Annotated in this window: 21 protein-coding genes; 3 read left to right on the forward strand and 18 right to left on the reverse strand. The window is 35.8% G+C overall.

What is annotated here, in order from left to right:
- The first annotated feature begins 73 nt into the window (after positions 1 to 73).
- A complete protein-coding gene (dnaN, locus tag AB9K26_RS10270; RefSeq protein WP_369972482.1) occupies positions 74 to 1,192 on the forward strand; it encodes a DNA polymerase III subunit beta in 1,119 nt (372 codons plus the stop codon).
- A 61-nt stretch (positions 1,193 to 1,253) separates the two neighbouring features.
- Here dnaN and AB9K26_RS10275 read toward each other — a convergent pair whose 3' ends face one another.
- The 4 genes from AB9K26_RS10275 to AB9K26_RS10290 all read right to left on the reverse strand — a co-directional run bounded on the left by AB9K26_RS10275 (position 1,254) and on the right by AB9K26_RS10290 (position 3,968).
- Positions 1,254 to 1,970 carry a hypothetical protein gene (locus tag AB9K26_RS10275; protein WP_369972483.1) on the reverse strand — a complete coding sequence of 239 codons (717 nt, stop codon included), beginning with the start codon at positions 1,968 to 1,970 and terminating at the stop codon, positions 1,254 to 1,256.
- 114 nt (positions 1,971 to 2,084) lie between these two features.
- Positions 2,085 to 2,423, reverse strand: a complete 339-nt coding sequence (locus tag AB9K26_RS10280; RefSeq protein ID WP_369972484.1) for a DUF4870 domain-containing protein — start codon at positions 2,421 to 2,423, stop codon at positions 2,085 to 2,087.
- A 72-nt stretch (positions 2,424 to 2,495) separates the two neighbouring features.
- Positions 2,496 to 3,125, reverse strand: a complete 630-nt coding sequence (locus AB9K26_RS10285) for a DUF2202 domain-containing protein (RefSeq protein WP_369972485.1) — start codon at positions 3,123 to 3,125, stop codon at positions 2,496 to 2,498.
- Positions 3,126 to 3,239: 114 nt separating this feature from the next.
- Positions 3,240 to 3,968, reverse strand: coding sequence for a peroxiredoxin (locus tag AB9K26_RS10290; protein WP_369972486.1), 729 nt, complete (start codon positions 3,966 to 3,968; stop codon positions 3,240 to 3,242).
- Between the two features lie 192 nt (positions 3,969 to 4,160).
- Between AB9K26_RS10290 and AB9K26_RS10295 the strand changes: the two genes are divergently transcribed.
- Together AB9K26_RS10295 and AB9K26_RS10300 are read left to right on the forward strand one after the other, a co-directional pair.
- Complete coding sequence (locus AB9K26_RS10295; protein WP_369972487.1) at positions 4,161 to 4,541, forward strand: hypothetical protein; 381 nt, start codon at positions 4,161 to 4,163, stop codon at positions 4,539 to 4,541.
- Between the two features lie 56 nt (positions 4,542 to 4,597).
- Positions 4,598 to 6,688 (forward strand): TonB-dependent receptor domain-containing protein, encoded by a 2,091-nt coding sequence (locus AB9K26_RS10300; RefSeq protein ID WP_369972488.1) that lies wholly within the window; start codon positions 4,598 to 4,600, stop codon positions 6,686 to 6,688.
- Between the two features lie 37 nt (positions 6,689 to 6,725).
- On the opposite strand, the gene AB9K26_RS10305 is transcribed toward AB9K26_RS10300, so the two are convergent.
- From AB9K26_RS10305 to AB9K26_RS10370, 14 genes are all read right to left on the reverse strand, one after another.
- A complete protein-coding gene (locus tag AB9K26_RS10305) occupies positions 6,726 to 9,260 on the reverse strand; it encodes a PQQ-dependent sugar dehydrogenase (protein ID WP_369972489.1) in 2,535 nt (844 codons plus the stop codon).
- Between the two features lie 502 nt (positions 9,261 to 9,762).
- Positions 9,763 to 11,025 (reverse strand): FAD/NAD(P)-binding oxidoreductase, encoded by a 1,263-nt coding sequence (locus AB9K26_RS10310; protein ID WP_369972490.1) that lies wholly within the window; start codon positions 11,023 to 11,025, stop codon positions 9,763 to 9,765.
- Positions 11,026 to 11,130: 105 nt separating this feature from the next.
- Positions 11,131 to 11,334 (reverse strand): DUF2892 domain-containing protein, encoded by a 204-nt coding sequence (locus tag AB9K26_RS10315; RefSeq protein WP_369972491.1) that lies wholly within the window; start codon positions 11,332 to 11,334, stop codon positions 11,131 to 11,133.
- A gap of 16 nt (positions 11,335 to 11,350) precedes the next feature.
- Complete coding sequence (locus tag AB9K26_RS10320) at positions 11,351 to 11,935, reverse strand: SAM-dependent methyltransferase (RefSeq protein WP_369972594.1); 585 nt, start codon at positions 11,933 to 11,935, stop codon at positions 11,351 to 11,353.
- A complete protein-coding gene (trxA, locus tag AB9K26_RS10325; RefSeq protein ID WP_369972492.1) occupies positions 11,935 to 12,231 on the reverse strand; it encodes a thioredoxin in 297 nt (98 codons plus the stop codon). The genes AB9K26_RS10320 and trxA overlap by 1 nt, the downstream gene beginning before the upstream one ends.
- 11 nt (positions 12,232 to 12,242) lie before the next feature.
- Positions 12,243 to 13,244, reverse strand: a complete 1,002-nt coding sequence (locus AB9K26_RS10330) for a DUF3365 domain-containing protein (RefSeq protein WP_369972493.1) — start codon at positions 13,242 to 13,244, stop codon at positions 12,243 to 12,245.
- 1 nt (position 13,245) lies between these two features.
- Positions 13,246 to 13,587 carry a rhodanese-like domain-containing protein gene (locus AB9K26_RS10335; RefSeq protein ID WP_369972494.1) on the reverse strand — a complete coding sequence of 114 codons (342 nt, stop codon included), beginning with the start codon at positions 13,585 to 13,587 and terminating at the stop codon, positions 13,246 to 13,248.
- 130 nt (positions 13,588 to 13,717) lie between these two features.
- Complete coding sequence (locus AB9K26_RS10340; protein WP_369972495.1) at positions 13,718 to 15,133, reverse strand: rhodanese-like domain-containing protein; 1,416 nt, start codon at positions 15,131 to 15,133, stop codon at positions 13,718 to 13,720.
- 81 nt (positions 15,134 to 15,214) lie between these two features.
- Positions 15,215 to 16,015, reverse strand: coding sequence for a sulfite exporter TauE/SafE family protein (locus tag AB9K26_RS10345; protein ID WP_369972496.1), 801 nt, complete (start codon positions 16,013 to 16,015; stop codon positions 15,215 to 15,217).
- Between the two features lie 62 nt (positions 16,016 to 16,077).
- Entirely contained in the window at positions 16,078 to 16,710 is a 633-nt protein-coding gene (locus AB9K26_RS10350; RefSeq protein ID WP_369972497.1) for a Crp/Fnr family transcriptional regulator, read from the reverse strand.
- 63 nt (positions 16,711 to 16,773) lie between these two features.
- Positions 16,774 to 17,421: a ligase-associated DNA damage response endonuclease PdeM gene (gene pdeM, locus AB9K26_RS10355; protein WP_369972498.1), complete on the reverse strand. Its 648-nt coding sequence runs from the start codon at positions 17,419 to 17,421 to the stop codon at positions 16,774 to 16,776.
- On the reverse strand, positions 17,418 to 19,880 hold the full coding sequence (locus AB9K26_RS10360) for a ligase-associated DNA damage response DEXH box helicase (protein ID WP_369972499.1): 2,463 nt from the start codon (positions 19,878 to 19,880) through the stop codon (positions 17,418 to 17,420). Before AB9K26_RS10360 ends, pdeM begins: the two co-directional genes overlap by 4 nt.
- Positions 19,877 to 21,472: an ATP-dependent DNA ligase gene (locus AB9K26_RS10365; RefSeq protein ID WP_369972500.1), complete on the reverse strand. Its 1,596-nt coding sequence runs from the start codon at positions 21,470 to 21,472 to the stop codon at positions 19,877 to 19,879. The genes AB9K26_RS10360 and AB9K26_RS10365 overlap by 4 nt, the downstream gene beginning before the upstream one ends.
- The gene (locus AB9K26_RS10370; RefSeq protein WP_369972501.1) at positions 21,469 to 22,491 is read right to left on the reverse strand and encodes a ligase-associated DNA damage response exonuclease; all 1,023 of its coding nucleotides are present in this window, start codon (positions 22,489 to 22,491) and stop codon (positions 21,469 to 21,471) included. The genes AB9K26_RS10365 and AB9K26_RS10370 overlap by 4 nt, the downstream gene beginning before the upstream one ends.
- Between the last annotated feature and the right edge of the window lie 19 nt (positions 22,492 to 22,510).

Below are 22,510 nucleotides of genomic sequence, written 5' to 3' on the forward strand. Positions count from 1 at the left end.
AACAATCCCTTTAAGATATATTTGTATTACTATTTTTTGTTGAATCAAACAGAATATAATCAATTAAACACAAATGAAATTCATAGTATCGAGTACTTATTTACTGAAACAATTACAAATTTTGGGAGGTGTTATCAACAACTCTAACACACTTCCTATTTTAGATAATTTCCTTTTTGAAATCAATAACTCCAAACTCACTGTATCTGCAAGTGACTTGGAGACCACAATGTCGTCTACTTTAGATGTAGAAAGCGATGAAGATGGTAGTATTGCGTTGCCAGCACGATTGTTGTTAGACACTTTGAAAACCTTTCCAGAGCAACCTCTAACGTTCGTTGTAGAAGACAACAACACTGTTGAAATCAGTTCGAATCATGGTAAATATGCCTTGGCTTATGCAGATGGCAATGAATTTCCAAAAGCAGTTGAATTAGACAATCCGAGTACAACAACCATTTCTGGCGACATTTTAGCAACCGCAATTAGCAAGACGATTTTTGCGGCTGGAAATGATGACCTGAGACCAGTGATGAGCGGTGTGTTTTTTCAGTTTTCTACAGAAGGTTTAACATTTGTGGCTACTGATGCTCACAAACTTGTTAAATACTCAAGATCTGATGTGAATGCAGATCAATCCGCTGAATTTATTATGCCTAAAAAACCTCTAAACTTGTTGAAAGGTATATTGGCTACTATGGATGATGCCGTTACAATTGAATATAACGATTCCAATGCTAAATTCACATTTGATAACTCGGTATTGGTTTGTCGCCTCATTGATGGAAAATATCCAAATTACGAAGCTGTGATTCCAAAGGAGAATCCAAATAAGCTTACCATAGACAGAACCCAATTTTTGAATTCTGTGCGTCGTGTGAGTATCTTTTCAAACAAGACCACACACCAAATTCGCTTAAAAATTGCTGGAGCTGAACTGAATATTTCAGCTGAAGACATCGATTACTCTAACAAAGCTGAAGAGCGTTTGTCTTGTGATTACCAAGGTGATGATATGCAAATTGGTTTCAACTCTCGTTTCTTAACTGAAATGTTGAACAACCTGAATGCTGATGATGTTCAGTTGGAAATGAGCCTGCCTAACAGAGCAGGAATTTTAACGCCAATTGATGGACTGGATGAAGGTGAGCAAGTCACGATGTTGGTAATGCCAGTAATGCTGAATAGTTAATTCAAAATATAATTCATAAAAAAAAGCGTTCCAATTGGAACGCTTTTTTATTTATAGAAATCTATTTATTGTAAACACTGTCCCAAATAGCTTCATTGACATTCTTTCCCCTAGGAATGGCATAAAACATAATCACTGCCACGACCCATTTGAAATTGAACAAGAACAACAAAAAGAAATTACTGATAAAGTTGTTATCCTTAACGGTTAGAAAACTATTGACTACATAAGCCAAGACAAAACTAATGCACATGGCGCTTATCAGTACGTTATCTAAATTTCTCAAGGGCTTGACCAACCACTTTCTAAACGGACTTAGATCATTTCCCCATTTATGGATGAGGTAATAATAGCCATTTCCAATTGGCGCAAACAATAAAGGGTCATCAGGGTTTTCCAAACGGAACAATTTTGAAGGCGCCATAATTTTAAAACCTTCAATCTTGGTTTGGTGTTGGTTTTCCAATAGTCGAATCTTTTCGATTGCTTCTTCTGGAAAATCATTCTTGAAATACTTCGTGTCTAAAAAACGTAATCTAAAATCAATACAAATGGATTTGATCGTATCAATATGAAAGATTTTATCAGACTCTAGTAAATCAATATTATAATTATTTTGGTCTTGATCATTTCCAATACTAAGGGACGCTCCTATTCGTTCTTCTTGCTTTACTGTATCAGAAATACTAGTTAGCAAATCACTTACGAATTGCTTATGATTAGACTTCCGAAGTTTGAAGTTTTGCAATTCTTTTTTAATGTCTGTTGGTGAAAACATGCTTTTTTTATTTTAAAAATAAAATACAAGCTTGTCTTTTCCAAAGGTTTAACATTATTACATAAAAAAACGCGCACTAAAAGCACGCGTTTTAATTACCTCTGTATAAAATAACTAACTAATAAAATTAAGAGATAAAGGATATTTTGGCGTTTCACCATGACTGGCTCTAACGGCATTTATAATTGGATATATAAATGATAACAAACACAGAATAAGTAGTCCGACGATTCCCAATCCGAGAGCTAAAATAAGCGGAATACAAATCAAACTGTAAATAAACATACTTATTTGAAAGTTCACGATTCGCTTACCTTGTTCATCCATTGCATACACGTTATGACGTTGTGTTGCCCAAATAATCAATGGCACTAACAGTCCACCAAAACCTGTAATGAAGGTCAACAACTGACTTAAATGTGTTAGAACAATAAGTTGATTATCTTGTCTCATTTTCTTGTATCTTAATTATTGATTGATTTACAACTATTTGACGCAAGGTTTTTGAAAATGTTACAAAATATTTCAATTACATTGCTCGTGGTTTCCTTGAAGAATTGTTTCGTATTGTGTCTGACTTAAAAACTGTGGTGCGTAAGTACCACCTCTATTTTCAATGCCACTCACAAAACTTCTTAAATGGTTGCGTGAACCACACTGTAAATTTTCAAAAACAGATATCAATGCTGAGTTTTCAGTTCCATTTATAAAATCCTCTAAATCCAATATATCTAAATCCTCAATGGTTGCTCCAATAACCAAGGCATTCATTTCACTTACGGCACCATCATTCATAAACTGATTGTACAAGCCTTGTAAATCTTGATTATAAAACTCACCTATAGGCAAAACATCATAATCTATTTCATAGCGATTCAATAAATTCTTAATAGCATTCATGTGTGATTGTTCGCTATCCTTAATATTCGCTAGCTGATTTAGAGTCCATAAATTATTCAATGAGGTATATGTATCTCTTGCTAATTTTTCCTCTTCCAGCATAAACAATAATGCATCAGCGTCTGTAGCTGTTAGCTCTGGTAATGGCCCATTGTTATTAGGATTATTATCATCATCACTACAAGCGCTTGTAATTACGAGTGATACTGCTAAAAACAATACACTAGCGAGTCGTCTAAATTGTTGTGTTTTCATATTATAAAGATTTTTTTTCTATAAATTTCTTGAATAATCTCCTTGAAATCAGTTACAAATGTTACATAAAAAAGAGAGCAAATAGCTCTCTTTTCTTTATATAATACTAACTGATTAAGACTTTAAAACTTCATTTAAAACAGTATCCTTATCCAATTTCTTGGTACAGAAAAACCAATCCTTACAGTCTAAATCCTCAGTTCCTGTCATACGTTCTTCAGCGACACCACAAGAACCTGCTGGCGAAATAATGACATCATCTCCTGGTTCCCAATCGGCTGGAGTTGCTACATTAAATTTATCAGAGGTTTGCATGGCTATCAACGCACGATAAATTTCATCGAAATTACGACCTAAACTCAATGGGTAATAAATAATGGATCTCACAATACCCTGAGGATCGATAAAGAACACCGCTCTAACGGCTTGTGTTTTATGCTCTCCAGGTTGAATCATACCATATTTTTTAGCAACTTCCATCGTAATATCTTCAATCAAAGGAAATTTCACCTCAATATCTTTCATTCCTTTATAACTGATTTTATCCTTGATGGTTCTCAGCCAAGCAATATGACTGTAAAGCCCGTCAACAGACAATCCAACCAGTTCACAATTAGCTTTGTTGAATTTCTCTTCTAAATGTGCAAAGGTCATGAACTCAGAGGTGCAAACAGGTGTAAAATCTGCTGGATGACTAAATAAGATCACCCATTTACCATCATAGTCTGAAGGAAAGTTAATCTCTCCTTGTGTGGTAACTGCCTTAAATTCTGGAGCCTTATCGCCAATTCTTGGCATTGCAAATGAAGACTCGACTGTGTTTGTGTGCTGTGTATTTTCCATAATTGTAGTTTATTAATTTGTTATAAAATTAAACATCAACACTTTCTGATTGTGTAACCTAAGTCACCTTAACCATATTGTTTTAGAATGACAGTATAAGGGTTTTCAATCCATATAAACCGAAATGATATATGAGTGTTAATTATGATAAGTATCAGCAAATTTTTATTTGTACAATAGTATCTTTGCGCTATGAAAATAGGCTCTCAAATATTTTCCTTCTTTTTAATCCTGCTCTTGTTTTATAATAGTACGCGAGTCACTTTAACGTATACCTATTATAAATTGGATCCTGTAGGATTTATCAAAAATTTATGCGAAAATGTTGATCAGCCCGAACTTCAGTGTAACGGAAAATGTCATTTGGCTAAAGTATCCAAGCAACAAAACAAGGAACAAAAAACACCAGAAAGTATCTTGGATTTTAAAGAACTTGTCCTCTTTATTAACCAAGAAAAACCTGTTGCCCATCTATCCTATTCAAATAAAAACATATCTACACCAAATAATTACAATAACCTATATACTTTCCTTAGTATTCAAAATTTTTTCCATCCTCCTAAATGGGTTTAACTACATACAGTGCAAATTTCTGCAGAATTAAATCAGTTAAACTTAAAAACTTATAAATGAAAACATTTTATAGTGCACTTTGCTGTGTGCTAATTTCACTTGTGTCTTTTGGTCAGGAAAACGAAACCCAAAAAGACAGCACAAAGACTATTACATTAGATGAAGTCATCGTTACTGGAAAAAAAACCGATCCTGTGTTAACATCAGTATCTAATTCCAATGCTAAAACTATTGTTCAACCCAAAAATGTGGCAGACCTATTTAATTCCATAAATGGATTTTCGGTGATTAAAAGAGGAAACTATGCCATAGACCCATCGTTTAGAGGTGCTCAATATGAGCAATTAAATATTCAGTATGATGGTGGCACCAAGGCCATGCATGCTTGCCCAAACCGAATGGATCCTATTACGACTCATATCATTCCTGAGGAAATCGATAAAATTGAAATCATTAAAGGACCATATACGGTTAGGTATGGCGCAACATTTGGTGGTGTTGTCAATTTGGTAACCCAAAAACCAGATTATCAAGATTATGGTTTACATGGGAAAGTATCCTCAGGTTATGAAAGTAATGGGAATAGTTTGGTTAGCTTAGGACAAATTCAGTACATCAAACCAAAATATGACCTTGTGACAAATTTTGGATATCGCGATTTTGGGAATTATGAAGATGGCAATGCCATAGAAATCCCATCAGCGTTTAGAAGTACAGATTATGGTGTTAAATTTGGTTACAATCTGAGTGAGAATCAGCGCATACAAGCACATTGGAGACAATCGTTTGGTCGTGATGTTTTACATGCTGGATTACCCATGGATACAGAATATGACAATAGTAGCATCTTAGCCTTAGATTATAAACTGGAACGCGATGGAAAACTATTACATGCTATCTCTGCAAAAGCCTATTATAGTTATGTTGACCATTTAATGACCAACAATCTAAGACCGTCGTCAATGATGGTTGAAGCTGCTTCTGCTGTGGATGCCACAACTTTGGGAGGCAAATTGGAATTACATATAAAGCCCTCAAAAAACTGGAATATTTATACTGGTCTTGATGCACTTCGTATTGCAAGAGATGGTGGAAGAACACGATTGGTGAAAGTTATGAATGGCAACTTACTGCCTTCTCCTATGGAATTTAATGACAAAGTATGGCAAGATTCCTACATCACAGATATTGGTGTTTTTAGTGAAGCAAAATATGCATTGAGCAACAAAACCATTATTACAGGAGGTGTTCGCTATGATCAAGTTGTTTCAGAGATTAAAGATCCTGATACTGATTTTGAACAAGCCTATGATTTAGAGAAACGCACAGAGCATAACCTAAGCGGAACTGTTTCCATAAAAACATTGGTTTCCGATAAATTCTCATTTGAAGCTGCTTATGGACGAGGAGTTCGCTCTGCAAATATGATTGAACGTTTTATCAATCACTTTAATGTCGGACAAGATCCTTATGAATATATAGGTAATCCTAATCTTAAGGCTGAAGTTAATAATCAGTTTGAAATTGGTTTCAAAGGAATAGCAACGAATAATAGAGGCATAACAAAGCTCAACTATCAAGCTTCTTTCTATTATTCCCTTTTGGAAAATTATATTGTGGGCATTGTTGACGAAACACAAACAAGGAAGTTTATGCCAATGTCAGAACCAAGAAATCCGAAGGTATTTAGAAATTTAGATGAAGCTTATAAAACAGGTTTTGAGCTTATGGCACAATTCTTTGTTCTGAAAGACTACTATGTTAAAGGTGAAACTGCTTATGTATATGCTAAAAATAAGGACTTATCGGAATCACTTCCGTTAACACCTCCTTTAACGACACGTTTAGCTATTGGTATGGAAAAGGAACGATTTTGGGCTAATATACAGTATAATATAGTATCCCATCAAAGCAATATTTCTAGAAGCTTTGGAGAGACTTATACTGAAGGGTATCAAACTTTAGATTTCAGGTTGGGCGTTATTCCTATAAAAAATACCACTTTAGGTGTTGCTGTGCTAAATGCTTTCGATGAAGCCTATAATAATCACTTGAATTTTTCATTCACTAACCAAAGTGATTTTACAAGAGTCCCAATTACAGATCCTGGAAGAAACTTTTCAATATTTCTTCAATACAAATTTTAGAACAAAAAAGGAGAACAAAATCATGTTCTCCTTTTTTTTAATCAACAATTAGTTTTTTTACTAGTGAAGTACTTCCTACTTCGAGTTTCACTATATACATTCCTGAATTTAAGTTGATTTCCAATGGTTTGGATTCACTCAACACGGTTTCAAGTGTTTTCTTCCCTAGAATATTATAAATAGTAACTTTACAGTCTTCATTTATTCCAGAAAAATAAAGTGTGTTTTTTACTGGATTTGGATACATTTTAACATTTAGAGCATTTTCATTTTCAATAACCCCAAGTGTATCTTCAATAGTGAATGTAGCCATTGCTTGACTACTATTACCACATTCATCTGTAAGTTCAAATGTCACCAAAATGCTATCAGGACATGAAACAACTAAAGGTGCATCGTGTGAAACCATAGCTATTCCACAATTATCGGTCCCTGAAAAACTATTTAACCAATCTTCAAATTCTGTTTGATTATTGCCTGAACACATTACAGTCATATCTGCTGGAGTAGTACTCCATACAGGATTTTCAGAATCTTCAACCGTAATAGTTTGAACATGCAACGTTTGGTTGCCACAATCATCTGTTGCCGTCCATGTTCTTGTGATGGTGTAATCGCCAGAACATGAACCCAATATTGTTGCTTCATCAAAATCCACTGTTGCATTTCCACAGGCATCAATTGCAGTCAATGTCTCAGCGGTTGGAATATTTTCACAATCTACGGTTATATCTATCGGAAGACTTTCATTGAAACTTGGTGCTAGTGTATCTACGACTGTAAACGTCACTTCTTTTGAAATCTCGTTTCCGCATTCATCTGACAAGGTAAAAGTGACGGTTTCCGAAGCTGTACTTCCACAGAGAAAAGATAAACCAGATGCATTATTGGTTAAAGTTGCATTTCCACAGGTTACTGTTCCAGAAAAGCTATTAAGCCAATTATTATATGCTGTATTCACATCTTCTGAACCACATTCGATAGTCAAATCTGAAGGCTCAATCGTCCAAGTAGGACCAACAAAGGAAATCTTAAACAAGGTTCCATTAAAAATATTAACGTAGTAAATAAAACCATCCAAAGGATTTTGCATCATATGCACAATTCCCGAACCAAATCCAACAGGAGCCAAAGCTGAAATATCGCTAATCCAGTTTTGTGAACCATCAGTTAACGTTGCAATATTAATCCAATTACGCACATAATCCGTAAACAAATATTTGCCATTCATACTACTACCCAAGGCATCGCCTTGAATATACACTCCAGCTATTGCTGTATTTCCTCTGAATTCAATACCAGTAGTTGGAGCACCTGTACTTCCAACTCTAGGATTTGTAGGTGTTGTCCCACTAAACCATGGCACACGTGCTTCGTTTTGACCACCATGTTTCCAAGCAACTTCAGGTCTATCGTGAACGAATCGACGCAACGCAGGATCGGCATTATCAATAAAAGAGGTTGGTTGCGGACAATTATCGACAAAAGGCACATCACCTTCATCTGGATTTGTTGTGCCACTATTGTAATACCCATTATGTTGTGTTAACCCTTCATACAATGGCCATCCACCATTGAGTCCGCCTTTATCAAAAATGTGTAGGTCTTCCCAAGTGCCCCAACCTACATCAGCAACATGAATAATTCCTGGGTTTCCATCTGTTGGATTAGTACTTCCTGAATTCGGTTGAATAGACATTCTAAAAGGATGGCGTAAACCCAATGCCCAAACCCTTGATTTAGCTGAACGTGGATTAGAGAATTCGTAGTATGGATTAGAAGGAATGCCGTCTCCAGTATTAGGATCCAGTCGTAAAACTTTTCCGCACAACGATGTAATCATTTGACTTCTAAAGGCTCCAACATTTTCCTCTGGTCGCATGATACCATCGTTAATGGCTTGTTGGTAATAGGTTTCGTTAGCGCTTCCAACATCTGTAGATGAGTAACTGGCATTATCTCCTGTTGAGACCAATAAGGTGCCATCGTTAGCAAAAATTACGGTTCCGCCAGCATGTGATTCATGTGTGAGAGGCACTCCTGTTGAAACGGACTCACCCAACAATACTGTTCTAGAGCTGTAATTTGTTGTCAACGGATCACTACCAATATTTAATTGGTATCGCGTTAAGCGACTGATACTCGCTTCATAATAATCATTATCATTAGGATTATAACTCGGAGTTCCATAATTCATAAGATGTTCCCTATCGACCATATAATACATGTATACCAAACCATTGGTATCAAAGTCTGGATCCAAACAAAAGCTTGCAAACCCAAAATCTCTCCAATCGCCTACTTCATCTGATATGTCCAAAACTGGTGTAGATTGCCTTACATAAGTTGATCCGTTCCAATTAGAAACGTACACATGTCCGCGTTTTTCCCAAACAAACATTTTAGTACCATCATTATTAAAAACAACACCCATAATGTTGGTATAGCCACTTTGAACTTGAGAAGCAGAATATCCTAATGGTAACTGAGCGAAACCTATAAAACAAAAACATAGAAACAGGACAGAAACCAGAAAGGTTTGCAGACTAACTTTTTGAGAATGACGCAACATTTAAAATGATTTAGTTGGTTGATGAAATGTTGCTATTAATCAATTAAATGTAGTAAGATTACTAGCAAAGCAAAAAAATAAAACCTTATCGGATTATTTATTCGTCAAAATGATTTTTGGTAGGAATTCGTTTACGTTTATCTCCTTAATTACTTCAACAAATCAAAAAAGGAGCGCATTTAACATACACTCCTTTTTTAATAAAGACAGATAAAAAATCAAACCTCGTCATGTTTCTTTTTCTTTCTGTCACTACTAACCATAAATTTTACCAGAAAGCCTATCAATGCTAAACAGACTATTCCGAAAACAGCAATCATTATAACACCATTGGTATTGTTATATAATGTAATGCTTTGGGCTATCATAACTATGTAATTTAAAACCTTAATACAATGTAAAAGTAATATATGGTTTCATGAATAAATATGACATTTATCAGTTCACAAAAAAAAGTATCCTATTTCTAGGATACTCTTGCTATTAATCAAAAAGTCAAGTCTTAAACTTCCTTTCCTTTCATCATCTTATTCCAGTATAAATAAGGCAATCCATATTTTTTGAGCATCCAAAGTCGCCAATGTTCTTTTTCACTATTGAACACCAACATTTGCTTAAGTTTTGGATCTGGAATAAAGTTATTGTCATAATCAAATTCTGCTAAAATCATTTTTCCATAGCCAGTTACCAATGGACAAGAAGAATATCCATAGTAAGACTTATTGCCTTTTTTATTGTGAGCAATGAGTTGTCTGACATTATCTGAAACAATTGGCACTTGCTTTCTAATTGCTGCGCCAGTTTTTGCTGTTGGAAGTGCAGCTACATCACCTAATCCGAAAATATTAGGATATTTATTATGTTGAAGGGTATGCTTATCAACATCTAACCATCCAGCCTCATTTACCAAAGGTGATTCCTTCACAAACTTAGGTGCTGTTTGAGGAGGTGCTAAATGCAACATATCGAAAGGCATTTCAATAATAGATTCTCCAGACATGATCTCTCTTAGTTCATTATCCTCATTAATAACACATTTATTCTCTCCTGTTCCAACACCTTTAAACGTAATGACTTGGTTTTCGCCATCGATTTTTATTGGTGCGTAAAATGGCTTAAAGTGAATGCCATAACGACTGATAACCTGCATCAAACTTTCACGGATTTCCTTAACACCAAAAATGACAGAACCAGGTGTAGCAAAAACAACATTGGTGTTGTTTTTTAGACCATTTTTCTTAAAATAATCTGCTGCCAAATAGGCGATTTTTTGAGGAGCACCACCACATTTAATTGGAGTTGTTGGTTGCGTAAACACCGCATTACCTCCCTTAAAATTCTTTAAAACCTCCCAAGTATGTTTAGGATCTGTATAATTACTACACACCACTCCCTTTCCTAAGGATTCTGTCAAGCCCTCAATTAAAGAAGTATCCATTACCAATCCAGGAGAAACGATCAAATAATCATAGGTGATATCGCCATTCTCTTTGGTTGAAACCGTATTAGCTTCAGGCTTAAATCCGGTTGCGTAGTCTTTTATCCAATCCAATCCATCAGGCATTACTGATGACATTGGACGTTTGGTTTTCTCAAAATCAAAAGTTCCAGCTCCAACTAATGTCCATGCAGGCTGATAATAATGCCAATCTGATGGCTCAATTAAACCGATGTCAAGAGATTTGTCTTTTGCCAGAAGATGCGCAGAGGTCATGATGCCACCTGTTCCACCTCCAATAACTAAAATTTGATAGTGAGATTTCATTTTGATAATTTTTTGAATGGTAAATTGTTATTTCGATAAAAATAAAAGCCTAAACTTATAAATTATGTAACAATTGTTACACAACCATTCAAAATGCATCAAAATTCACTTAGTTTTACAGGTATTGATACCCAATAATGTATACAACGGACAAAAACTAACAAAACTCGTTAGAAGAAAAATGGCCGCAAAAGCCAAAAGTACGTATGCTAAAGTTCCTTGAATGTTCCCATTCCAATACAATACAACAACTAGTATGGCCAAGGCGATTCTGATAAATCGGTCAGCTTTTCCCATGTTTGCTTTCATAATAAATAATTTATGGTTAACTGTTTTTTTGTAGTCTGAAAAACAACTCCCTACCCTGTCTTGCCTCATGAGAGTTATAAGATTCTTCCATGGTTAAGATACTAAATTTTCCATTAAAACGCCTTTTGTATTCATTCTTCGATCCTCCAAATGGTGGTTTATCTTCATTGAGCGGTACATTAAACAGGAGGCCAACCAATTTCCCATTTTCATGCAAGGAATTATATGCTTTAAACACATAGCTCTGCCTTAAGTTTGGATTAAGGGCACAAAAAAAAGTTTGTTCAATAATAAGATCAAATTGCATTTCTAAGTCGAAGAAGTTTATGTGAAGCAATTGATCGTCTGGAAAATCGGGAACACGTTGTTTTATATTATGAAGAGCTATCTCGGAAAGGTCTAAAACATACACATTTTTAAACCCATTTGTAAATAAATATTCGGCTTCATAGGAATTTCCACCACCAGGAATCAATATTTTTTGGTTTTTATTGGTGAGCTGATCAAAATAAGCTTTCAAAGGAGGTGACACTTCACCTAAATCCCAACCAATGTCATTAGTTCTGTAGCGATTATCCCAATACTTTTCATTCAGATGTATCATTTGGCATTTGAGATAATTTCAACTAAATCCTCTTTCTTTAGCATTCCAGATTGTCTCCAAACCTGGTTTCCTTTGTAAAATAACAAAAAAGTAGGAACACCTCTAATTTGGTATCGAGCTGCTAGTGCTTGATTTTTATCGACATCGATCTTGATGATCTTAACTTGGTCTCCTAATTCGGCTTTGACCTCTTCAAGAATTGGTGTCATCATTTTGCATGGTCCACACCATTCCGCAAAGAAATCGACTAAAACTGGATAATCTTGTTGTATTAATTCTGAAAATTTGCTCATACCTGACATGATTATTTTTCAAATGTAACTTTCCATATGCCTCGCAACTGATTTATATTGTATCCTTTTGCTTGATCGTTTGGATATAAACGAGCTATGGTTTTCAAGGTTTCACTTTCAATGGTTTCATTAGGTGTTCCGTGGCATTGCAAGCACATGGAATTGGTCACGATTGGATAATAGACATTCACTTCTTGTGAATCTTCCTTAACAATAGGCTGAAACTCGATATTGTCGTTAAGCATCTGCTTAAAAGTAGTTAAATATTGTAAGTCTTCTGAAGAAATTTCGTTTTCGGGATTTCTAGGTTGATCTGTAAAACGCTTGATTCTAGCGTTATGTACTATAGCCATGCTATCGGTTAATGGATATGCCTTTTCATTACAAAACTCCAATGCAGTAACGGTTCCTTTCTTTTGGATTGTTCCCATTAGGTTTTTGCCTAATACTGCTTTCGTTGATAGTGCATATTCCAATCCGCGTTCTCCATAAGATTTCTCTTCGGAGTTTAACTGAGCTTGTTGCTTGGAATGTTTCATTTTGCCATGTCCCATGCCATTTCCTCTTTGATTTCCATGTTCAGATTTATGGTGTGCATCGAACCATTCTGGTTTCTCAATATCATTTTCATACATGTATTCAGAAATCTGTCGAATGGTTTCCTTTGGAAAGATTTGCTTTGGCATCAAACCGAAACGTCTCACAGCTCCTGGCATTTTGGAATTGTCCTCAGTTGGGTTGTCTATCCAATTCTGGATTGAAGACACAAATTCCTCTTTAGTCATACCTTCAGTGAAATAATGATTTTTAATCGCAATCATTGGAGGACCAATTCTACTGTCGTGATCTGTTGTTGGGTTATGGCAAACATAGCAATTGGTTTCCATCAGTTTCTTTCCAGGATGCGATTCTGAAGACGATTGACTCTTTACAACAATCAATTCTGGAGTTTTAGACTCTTTACAACCTAAGATTGTAGTCAATGCCACAAGTACTATTAGAAATGATCTCATCTTATTGGTAATTCATGATACCTCCTTGAAGATCATAGATCTTTGTGAACCCATTCATTGCTAGCCGTTTTGAAGTTTGGCGACTTCTATTTCCACTTCTGCAATACAAAAACACAGGTTGATCTTTATCTAATTTTTCAAATTCCAAATTAAAACGACCCGAAAAGAAATCGATATTCTTGGCGCCTTTTATATGCCCAGATTTAAATTCCTGAGGTGTTCTTACGTCAATTAACTGCTTTGGATTTTCTTTAAGTTTCTCTTTAAACTCCTGAGGAGACAGAACAACTATAGCCTCATGTTTTGAGGCCTTACTACCAAAAAGAAGAGAAATAAACGACATGATTTTTCTATTTAAATATTTCTGATAAAAGTACAGGTTTTAGCCTCATTTGTCAGTAACTTATGTTACACAAAAAGCGCATCCTACTAAATTTCGGACACGCTTTTTACCAACCAAAAAATCATGTTTTTTATTTCAATGTCGAAGGACACACATAGTCTGTCCGAGGCACATTGGTATTTGCGATGGCAGAAAATCCGCCAGCAACATCAATCAAGTTATGAATCCCTCTACTTTTTAAGATTGAAGCTGCAATCACTGAACGATAACCCCCAGCGCAATGCACATAGAAGGTTTTGTTATCAGGAAATTCACTTAAATGATCATTAAGATAATCTAAAGGTGTGTTATGAGCACCTTCAATATGTTCGGCTTGGTATTCACTGGCACGTCTTACATCGAATACTTCTGAAGTATTTTCTGGATAGCGATTAGCGAACTCTTCAGCGGAAATAGACGTTAATGTATCATATTCCATTCCTGAAGATTTCCAAGTGTTAAATCCGCCATCTAAGTAACCAATCACATTATCAAATCCTACTCGTGATAATCTCGTAATAACTTCTTCCAGTCGATCCTCAGGACACACCAAAAGAATTGGTTGATTAACATCTACTATCAATGCTCCAACCCAAGGCGCGAAAGAACCATCAATTCCAATAAAAATAGAACGAGGGATGTGACCTTTTACAAATTCAGATTGATGACGTACATCTAAAATCAAGGCTTCCGTTTCATTGGCAGCAGCTTCAAAAGCTTTAGCCGACAAAGGTTTTAACGATTTTGTCATGACCTTATCAAAACTCTCGTAGCCTTTAATATTCATCATGACATTTTGAGGAAAATATCCTGGTGGTTCAGTTAAACCTTCTAAAAGTTCCTCAATAAATTCTTCTCTGGTCATATCTGCTCTTAAAGCATAATTGACTTCCTTTTGATGTCCTAAAGTATCTGTAGTTTCCTTACTCATATTCTTACCACAGGCCGATCCTGCACCATGATTAGGATAAATAATTAAGTCATCGCTTAGAGGCATGATTTTATTTCGAAGCGAATCATATAGTAAAGACGCCAATTTATCCTGTGTCAATTCAGCAACCACTTTTTGCGCTAAATCAGGACGACCAACATCACCAATAAACAAAGTATCACCAGTAGCAATCCCATGCTCTTTTCCATTTTCATCAATCAATAAGTATGTGGTACTTTCCATGGTATGACCTGGCGTATGAATCACTTTTACTTTATAATCACCAACCTCGAATACCTGTCCGTCTTCAGCAACAATGGCATCAAAACCAGGTTTTGCGGTTGGACCGTAAACTATATCTGCTCCAGTTTTCTTTTTCAAATCTAAATGCCCAGAAACGAAATCGGCATGAAAATGTGTTTCGAATACATATTTGATTTTGGCATTATCATCTTCTGCTCTTTTGATGTAAGGCTCTACCTCACGAAGTGGGTCAATAATTGCTGCTTCTCCATTACTTTCAATATAATAAGCTGCGTGAGCCAAGCATCCAGTATAAATTTGTTCTACTTTCATAAGTATTTCATTAATTAAATAAACAGGTTAAAAATACAGTGAATAATCTGCAAAAGATGTAACCAAAGTTACATAGGGAAGTTATTTGGTCAATTCTTTATAGATTATGTAGACTCCCATAATCAAGACAAACCAACCAAATCCTTTTTTGAGCTTTTTACCTTCAATGAATTTTGAGAAGTAGATTCCTAAAAAGATTCCAACAACTGAAATTGCTGTAAAAGTCATAAGGAATGTCCAATCGATGTCTAGATTTTCCACATCACCAATGAAACCAATGAGTGATTTGATTGCTATGATTAAAAGCGAAGTTGCCACGGCTTTTTTCATAGGAAGCTTAGCCAATAATACCAAAGCTGGTATAATTAAAAAACCACCTCCTGCACCAACTATACCAGTTAGGACACCAACAACGAGACCTTCAACAACAATTAATGGGTAATTATAAGTTACTATTATATTTTCATCAGCTTCATCTCTTTTATTTCTAATCATGGACACAGAAGCCAAAAGCATCACCAAAGCAAAGAATAGCATAATGGCAATGTTTTTTGTTAGCATAAAGTTTCCAATAGTAAATAATTCCTCAGGAATAGCTGGAACCAAAAACTTACGAGTAGTATAAACAGCAATAAAAGCAGGAATAGCAAAAACAATGGCAGTTCTAAAATCTACCAAACCCTTTTGCATATTTCGAAAAGCGCCAACCAAGGCAGAAACACCGACTACAAATAAAGAATATGCTGTAGCCGTAACTGGGTTTATATACATCAGATACACAAGAATAGGAACAGTTAAAATAGAACCTCCTCCTCCAATTAGCCCTAAAACGATACCAATAAGAAGTGCTCCAAAATAACCTAAAGCCTGTTGAATATCCATGTGTTTTTTGTTTCACCAAAACTAAAGCGAATTCAAGTGACGTTTGGTAACAATTGTTACGCTTAAAGATCAATTACCTTGATGTTATTTCGATGCAGTTCGATTTTACCACTTAAAGAGAGCTTTTTGAGCAATCTCGAAATGACCACTCTTGAGGTGTGTAAGTCTTGAGCTATTTCATTGTGAGTCACATGAATAACATCATCATGATTAACCATGGCTTTATCTTTAAGGTATTTAAATAAACGCTCATCCATTTTTAAGAAGGCAATGGTGTCGACCGCTTGTAGCAATTCGGTCATGCGATCATGATAACTTTGCAAAATAAATTGACGCCAAGATTTGTATTTTCCTAACCACACTTCCATTTTTTGAACTGGAACCATTAGTAATTTTGTGTCTGTTTCTGCTATAGCTCTGATCTCACTCTTGGAGTCGCCAACACAACATGATAAGGTCATTGCACATGTATCTCCTCTTTCAATAAAATACAATAGCAATTCGTCGCCATCGTCATCTTCACGCAAAATCTTTATGGCACCACTAATCAATAATGGTATGGATTTGATGTAATCACCTATTTCAATTAGCTGTGCTCCTTCTGGCACATCTTTATAAACCGCTACACTATTGATTTCCTGAAGCAATTCATCTTCAAACAAATAGCCATAGTATGTTCTTAACTCTTCTAGCATTAGTATGAATTTTACGCCCTTAAATATAGACATTGTTTACGACATAATAAGTTCTTCATCTTCTTAAATGAATTTGTAGAATGCTGTTTCTGTAAATGCATAATAGCTAACATCGTTCTCTCCTTTAGACGTATTTAAACCGGTAAACATGCTGAAAGCAGGAAGAATAAGATTGTGGTTTGACACTTGAAAACAAGGCAGTTTTACTCGAGGCAAATTTTTATTTTTCACCACATAACCAGGATGTATATGTCCGCTTATTGAAAAACCGTCTTTTTCTTCTGGCTCATGAATAAATTTAAATGGATGAATGTTCAAATGGTCTTTTATAACCTTAATATCCAGTTGTTGAAACAACTCGTTTCGAAATTTATCGTGATTCCCTTTTACCAAAACAATAGTAATATTCTCATGAGATTTTCGCCAATCTTGAAACTTCTCAACATCTGAATTACGCTCCGCATGAAATAAATCGCCAACAACAATTAGCTGTTTTACTTTATAGAGCTTCAATAAAAATGACAAACGCTTTAAGTCGTTATCTTGAACATCTGCTGAAACTGGAATGCCATGCTTTCTGAAATGCGCTGTTTTTCCAATATGCATGTCTGAAACAATAAGCGCTTGTTCACGTTGCCAAAACAAAGCTCTTAAATTATTTAAAATCAGTTCTTCACCTTTTAATTTTAAAGACTGTTCGGCGTAAATCATCGATGTTTACTTTTTAAAATTTCATTTTGCATGCGTTGGATTCGTTTATCCAACTTCTCTGATGAAACCGATTGCCTTAAACGATCTACTTTTATTGGAAAACTTAAAGGTGTAAATGTATTTGATTTCTTCAAAACCAAGTTGCTATTGTGTATTCTATCAAAGGTTGCCCTAAGCCTTGCCTCTTCAATTTGTTGATCAAAAACTTCGGTATAAGCTTGTCTGAGTAATAAATTATTTGGCTCATTATCTTCCAAAACCCGAAATATCAAACCTGAAGAGGATTGCAAACTTTTGTTGTTTTTAAATGTTCCTGGAGACGATTGCACAACCAATCCTGAAATTACGGCAATATCCCTAAACTTTCGGGATGCCATTTCAGAAGCATTGATACTGGCAATGACATCGTCCATTAAATTATTTTTACTCAAAATCGTTTTAATATTGTCTTCTGAAATTGGGATTTCTTGATCACTCATCAATTCAAATCCGTAATCATTCATGGCAATGGTAAAGGTCAAAGGTTTTATTTTACTGATTCTGTAAGCAATCAATGCTGAAACAACCTCATGTACCAATCGACCTTCAAAAGGATACATGAACAGATGAAAACCTTCCTTTGTACTAATTAACTCCACCAAAAACTCGTCCTCATCAGGAATATGCGAAAACTCATTTTGCCTTGAAATCAATGGATGCAAAAATTTTAATTCACGCTCTCTGATTCCTGGATGCAAGGCATCTGATAATTTCTTCCTTAAAAAATGGCTCATATAAGACGTTAATGGCAATCGTCCTCCCAACCAACTTGGTGTAATCGCTTTTTTTGACGGACTTCTTTTTACAAAAGCCGTCATTTCTTTTATTTTAACCAATTCTAAAACACGTCCAGCCAGGACAAAACTTTCACCAGGTTTCAATTTTGTAATGAAATACTCTTCTATCATACCAATATAACCACCAGACATGAACTTAACACGCAACATGGCATCACTCACTATAGTTCCAATATTCATGCGATGCAACATGCTTATGCGACGACTTTTTACTTTGTATAATCCGTTATCATCCTTAGCCACTTTATGAAATTCCTCATACGATTTCAGGGTATTTCCTCCTTGAGTGATAAACTGAATCGCCCAAGCAAATTCCTCTTCAGTGAGCATTTGAAATGCATGAGTGGACTTTAATAATTGAAATGCCTCTTCAGCAAAAAAAACCTCTCCTACTGCCAAAGTGACCAAAAACTGAACCATGACGTCAAACGTTAAAACCATTGGTTCCCTTGCTTCAACACGATGCAGTTTTACAGCTTCTTTTAAGGCGGAAGCTTCTACCAATTCCAAAGAATGCGTCGGCACCATATAAATTTTGGAAATTTCGTAAGGTGAATGTCCACTACGACCAGCACGTTGAATGAATCTTGCAATTCCTTTTGCCGATCCAATTTGGATAACACAATCTACAGGTTTGAAATCGACCCCTAAATCTAATGAAGAGGTACAGACCACAGCTTTCAGGATGCCTTCAGAAATACTGTCTTCAATCCAATTACGAAGGGTTTTATCTATTGACCCATGATGAATAGCAATCTGACCAGCGAGATTTGGATCTTCTTCCAACAGGGTTTGATACCATATTTCCGATTGGCCACGTGTATTCGTGAAGATTAGCGTGGTTTTGTTTTCATAAATTATCGGAATAATTTTAGACGCCATACTTTTTCCCAAATGACCAGCCCAAGGCAAAACCTCCACTTCATCTGGTAAGATTGGGTGGACTTTAATTTTCTTTTTTTCCTTGGCTTTTATAGTTATTGTTTTAAGTTTAGGATATGGAATCAGTACATGTAAAGCCTCTTCAAGATTTCCAATGGTTGCTGTGACACCCCAAATTTTTAAGGTTTCAGAAAGCATAAACAATCGCGATAGCGCCAGTTCCACTAAAACACCTCGCTTATTTCCCAACAATTCATGCCATTCATCCACAGCTACACAATTAAGTGTTTTAAACCATCTCGAATTCTTTTTCTGTGAAAACAACAAATGAAGCGTTTCAGGCGTCGTGATTAAGATATCTGGCATCATGCGTTCCTGTTGTCGCCGTATATTTTGAGGCGTATCTCCATTTCGGACTGCCACTTCCCAATCCAATCCGATATCTTCAACGGCTGCAGACATAGCTTTTGCCAAGTCTTTTGCTAAAGATCGCAACGGACTCACCCAGAGCAGTTTCAATCCTTTTTTATAGTCTTCGGGATGATTTAAATAATCAATAACCACAGCCAAAAACACCGAAAATGTTTTTCCAAAACCTGTTGGTGCTACAACCATACCACTGTAACCCTTAGCATATTTTGCCCAAGTCTGTTCTTGAAACTTAAATGGTTCATTGTTTTGTGAAGCCATCCAGTTCTTGATAATACTATAACCTTCGGAATTTAAAAACGTCTTGCTCAATTTGGGGAATGGATCAATTGTTTTACACTTTCTATGGTATCAATCTCATCAACAGGCTTGTCTTTTCGCCATCTTGAAATTCTAGGAAATCGTAACGCTACACCAGATTTATGACGATTGCTTAAGGCAATGCCTTCAAAAGCAATTTCAAAAACCAATTCAGGTTTAACCGTTCGCACTGGACCGAATTTTTCAATGGCATTTTGCTTTACAAAGCGGCTTACTTCTATAATTTCTTCTTTTGTCAGTCCCGAATAGGCTTTCGCGACTGTTACCAATCCGTCATCTTTTTTAACCGCAAAAGTGTAATCGGTATAATGCGCACTGCGTCGACCGCTTCCTTTTTGAGCATAAATCATAACGGCATCAATGGTTAACGGATCGACTTTCCATTTCCACCAATCGCCTTTTTTACGACCTGTATGATAAGATGAATTTAATTGTTTTAGCATGAGTCCTTCACTGTCCTTTGATCGTGCTTCTTTACGAATAGGAATCAAGTCCTCCCAAGATTTAGCATCTATTTTTTGTGAAAGAAACAAGGTATGATTTGATGGAGATACTTGAGAAAATAAGGTTTCTAAACGTTGACGCCTAATTGATAGTGGTTTTTCCCTCACATCTTCACCTTCCCATTCCATAAGATCATACATATAAAACCCAATGGGAATATCCTGAAGTAGTTTCTTTGAAATATTCTTTCTATTTAATCGCTTTTGTAAATCGTTGAAAAGTAAAATAGCATTATCCTTCATAGCCAAGATTTCGCCATCAATAACAAAATCAGCCTTCAACGTTGAAATAGCGTCGACTAACTCAGGAAACTGTTTGGTTACTAATTCCTCGCCTCTCGACCAAATGTAAATTTCATTGTTCCGCTTCACTATTTGTCCACGTATCCCATCCCATTTGTATTCGGCTTGCCAATCGGAAATGGATCCTAATTCCTCCAATTCCTTTTCTAAAGGATACGCCAAACAAAATGGATACGGTTTGGAATTGTCATAGTTGACATGTTTGCCTTGAATTAAATCCTCAAAACTTATATCGTCAATTTGCCATTGTCCGATAATACTATGCATAAGCTGATTGGGATCAATACCTGAAAACTTAGACAAAGCATTCACTAAGGTTTTTTTAGATACTCCGACTCGGAAACTACCACCAATGAGCTTATTTAAAATCAGTCGATCCTGAGCTTCCAGTCCAGACCAAGCATCTCGCACAAAGGTTTCTTTTTCTTCATCAGATTTTGAACGTAAATCGATGATATCTTGCATCCATTCACTAAAAGATTTCTTTATGAGATGCGTTGGGTTTGGCAGCAATAATGCCATCGTTTCTCCTAAGTCTCCAACAGCACTGTAACTTTCCAAAAACAACCACTCAGGAATACCTGACATGTCCATACACCATTGCTTCATTAATGAAGTTTTTACTGGACGCTTTGGACGTTTTCCGGTAAAAATAGCAATGAGCCAAAGCTTATCTTTATCTGAAGCGACTGTGAAGAAATCAACCAAAGCATCGATTTTATCGTTAGTCTTATTCGTGGTTTCCAATTGTCCAATAAGTTCTGAAAAGTGTTTCATGAGGCCTGCTTTGAATTTAAAGACTCCTCTGTTTCATCCTCATTACTGCCATATTCCGTTTTAACTTCTTGTGCATGGATTCCAATTTCATTAAGATATTTGGCAAAAGTTGCTTGAGAACCATGGGTCACATAAACCTTTTCAGCTTCAGTAGCTTTTACGGCTGAAATCAATCCGCTCCAATCGGCGTGATCACTCACTGGAAACCCAGCGTCAACCGACTGCCAACGTCTATTGCCTCGAATTTGCATCCATCCAGAGCAAATAGCAGTAGCTGCATTAGGAATACGTTTAATCATATTGGAGCCTACCAATGCTGGAGGCACTATAACAATTTTATTTTGGATGTCTTTCTTATCAGTTTCAACTGTCCATTTACTCGTTTCAGGTAATTTGATTCCTGAAGTCTTTAGAGCTTCATTGGTGTTATGTATTGCTGAATGCACATAAATTTCTGAAAGCCCTTCCATGAGTTTCATTAAGCGTTGCGCCTTACCAAGTGAGTATCCAATAAAAACACTCGTTCTGTTTTTAGATTGATTACTTAAGACCCAATCGTGCATTTGTTTTTGAAGCGTTTCTTCAGGCAACCAATTATATATAGGTAAACCGAATGTGCTTTCGGAAATAAACTCATGACATTTAACAGGTTCGAACGGTGTTGTTAGGTGATCATTTTTTACTTTATAATCACCTGAAAAAACCACTACATAGCCCTTGCATTCCAATCGGATTTGAGCCGAACCAATGATATGTCCAGCAGGAAAAAAACTTACCTTAACACCGTTGATCGTTTTGGATTTGTTGTAAGGCAAACTTTCGATAGAAATCTGCGGACCGATTCGGTATTTTAATATTTCTTTGGAATCATCATGACAGAGATAATGCTTCATTCCCCATTTAGCATGATCTGCATGCGCATGGGAAATAACTGCGTAATCTACAGGATACCAAGGATCCAAATAAAATTTACCAGGAATACAGTAGATTCCTTTTTTTGTGAATTTTACTAGTTTCAACAGCAATTTCGTTTTCTAT

It is taken from the genome of Psychroserpens sp. XS_ASV72 (assembly GCF_041224425.1).
Lineage (GTDB): Bacteria > Bacteroidota > Bacteroidia > Flavobacteriales > Flavobacteriaceae > Psychroserpens.

What these genes read in the sequence shown, in the direction of transcription:
- dnaN (WP_369972482.1), top strand. Translation starts at nt 74, where the DNA reads ATGAAATTCATAGTATCGAGTACTTATTTACTGAAACAATTACAAATT.
- AB9K26_RS10275 (WP_369972483.1), bottom strand. Translation starts at nt 1,970, where the DNA reads ATGTTTTCACCAACAGACATTAAAAAAGAATTGCAAAACTTCAAACTT.
- AB9K26_RS10280 (WP_369972484.1), bottom strand. Translation starts at nt 2,423, where the DNA reads ATGAGACAAGATAATCAACTTATTGTTCTAACACATTTAAGTCAGTTG.
- AB9K26_RS10285 (WP_369972485.1), bottom strand. Translation starts at nt 3,125, where the DNA reads ATGAAAACACAACAATTTAGACGACTCGCTAGTGTATTGTTTTTAGCA.
- AB9K26_RS10290 (WP_369972486.1), bottom strand. Translation starts at nt 3,968, where the DNA reads ATGGAAAATACACAGCACACAAACACAGTCGAGTCTTCATTTGCAATG.
- AB9K26_RS10295 (WP_369972487.1), top strand. Translation starts at nt 4,161, where the DNA reads ATGAAAATAGGCTCTCAAATATTTTCCTTCTTTTTAATCCTGCTCTTG.
- AB9K26_RS10300 (WP_369972488.1), top strand. Translation starts at nt 4,598, where the DNA reads ATGAAAACATTTTATAGTGCACTTTGCTGTGTGCTAATTTCACTTGTG.
- AB9K26_RS10305 (WP_369972489.1), bottom strand. Translation starts at nt 9,260, where the DNA reads ATGTTGCGTCATTCTCAAAAAGTTAGTCTGCAAACCTTTCTGGTTTCT.
- AB9K26_RS10310 (WP_369972490.1), bottom strand. Translation starts at nt 11,025, where the DNA reads ATGAAATCTCACTATCAAATTTTAGTTATTGGAGGTGGAACAGGTGGC.
- AB9K26_RS10315 (WP_369972491.1), bottom strand. Translation starts at nt 11,334, where the DNA reads ATGAAAGCAAACATGGGAAAAGCTGACCGATTTATCAGAATCGCCTTG.
- trxA (WP_369972492.1), bottom strand. Translation starts at nt 12,231, where the DNA reads ATGAGCAAATTTTCAGAATTAATACAACAAGATTATCCAGTTTTAGTC.
- AB9K26_RS10330 (WP_369972493.1), bottom strand. Translation starts at nt 13,244, where the DNA reads ATGAGATCATTTCTAATAGTACTTGTGGCATTGACTACAATCTTAGGT.
- AB9K26_RS10335 (WP_369972494.1), bottom strand. Translation starts at nt 13,587, where the DNA reads ATGTCGTTTATTTCTCTTCTTTTTGGTAGTAAGGCCTCAAAACATGAG.
- AB9K26_RS10340 (WP_369972495.1), bottom strand. Translation starts at nt 15,133, where the DNA reads ATGAAAGTAGAACAAATTTATACTGGATGCTTGGCTCACGCAGCTTAT.
- AB9K26_RS10345 (WP_369972496.1), bottom strand. Translation starts at nt 16,015, where the DNA reads ATGGATATTCAACAGGCTTTAGGTTATTTTGGAGCACTTCTTATTGGT.
- AB9K26_RS10350 (WP_369972497.1), bottom strand. Translation starts at nt 16,710, where the DNA reads ATGCTAGAAGAGTTAAGAACATACTATGGCTATTTGTTTGAAGATGAA.
- pdeM (WP_369972498.1), bottom strand. Translation starts at nt 17,421, where the DNA reads ATGATTTACGCCGAACAGTCTTTAAAATTAAAAGGTGAAGAACTGATT.
- AB9K26_RS10365 (WP_369972500.1), bottom strand. Translation starts at nt 21,472, where the DNA reads ATGAAACACTTTTCAGAACTTATTGGACAATTGGAAACCACGAATAAG.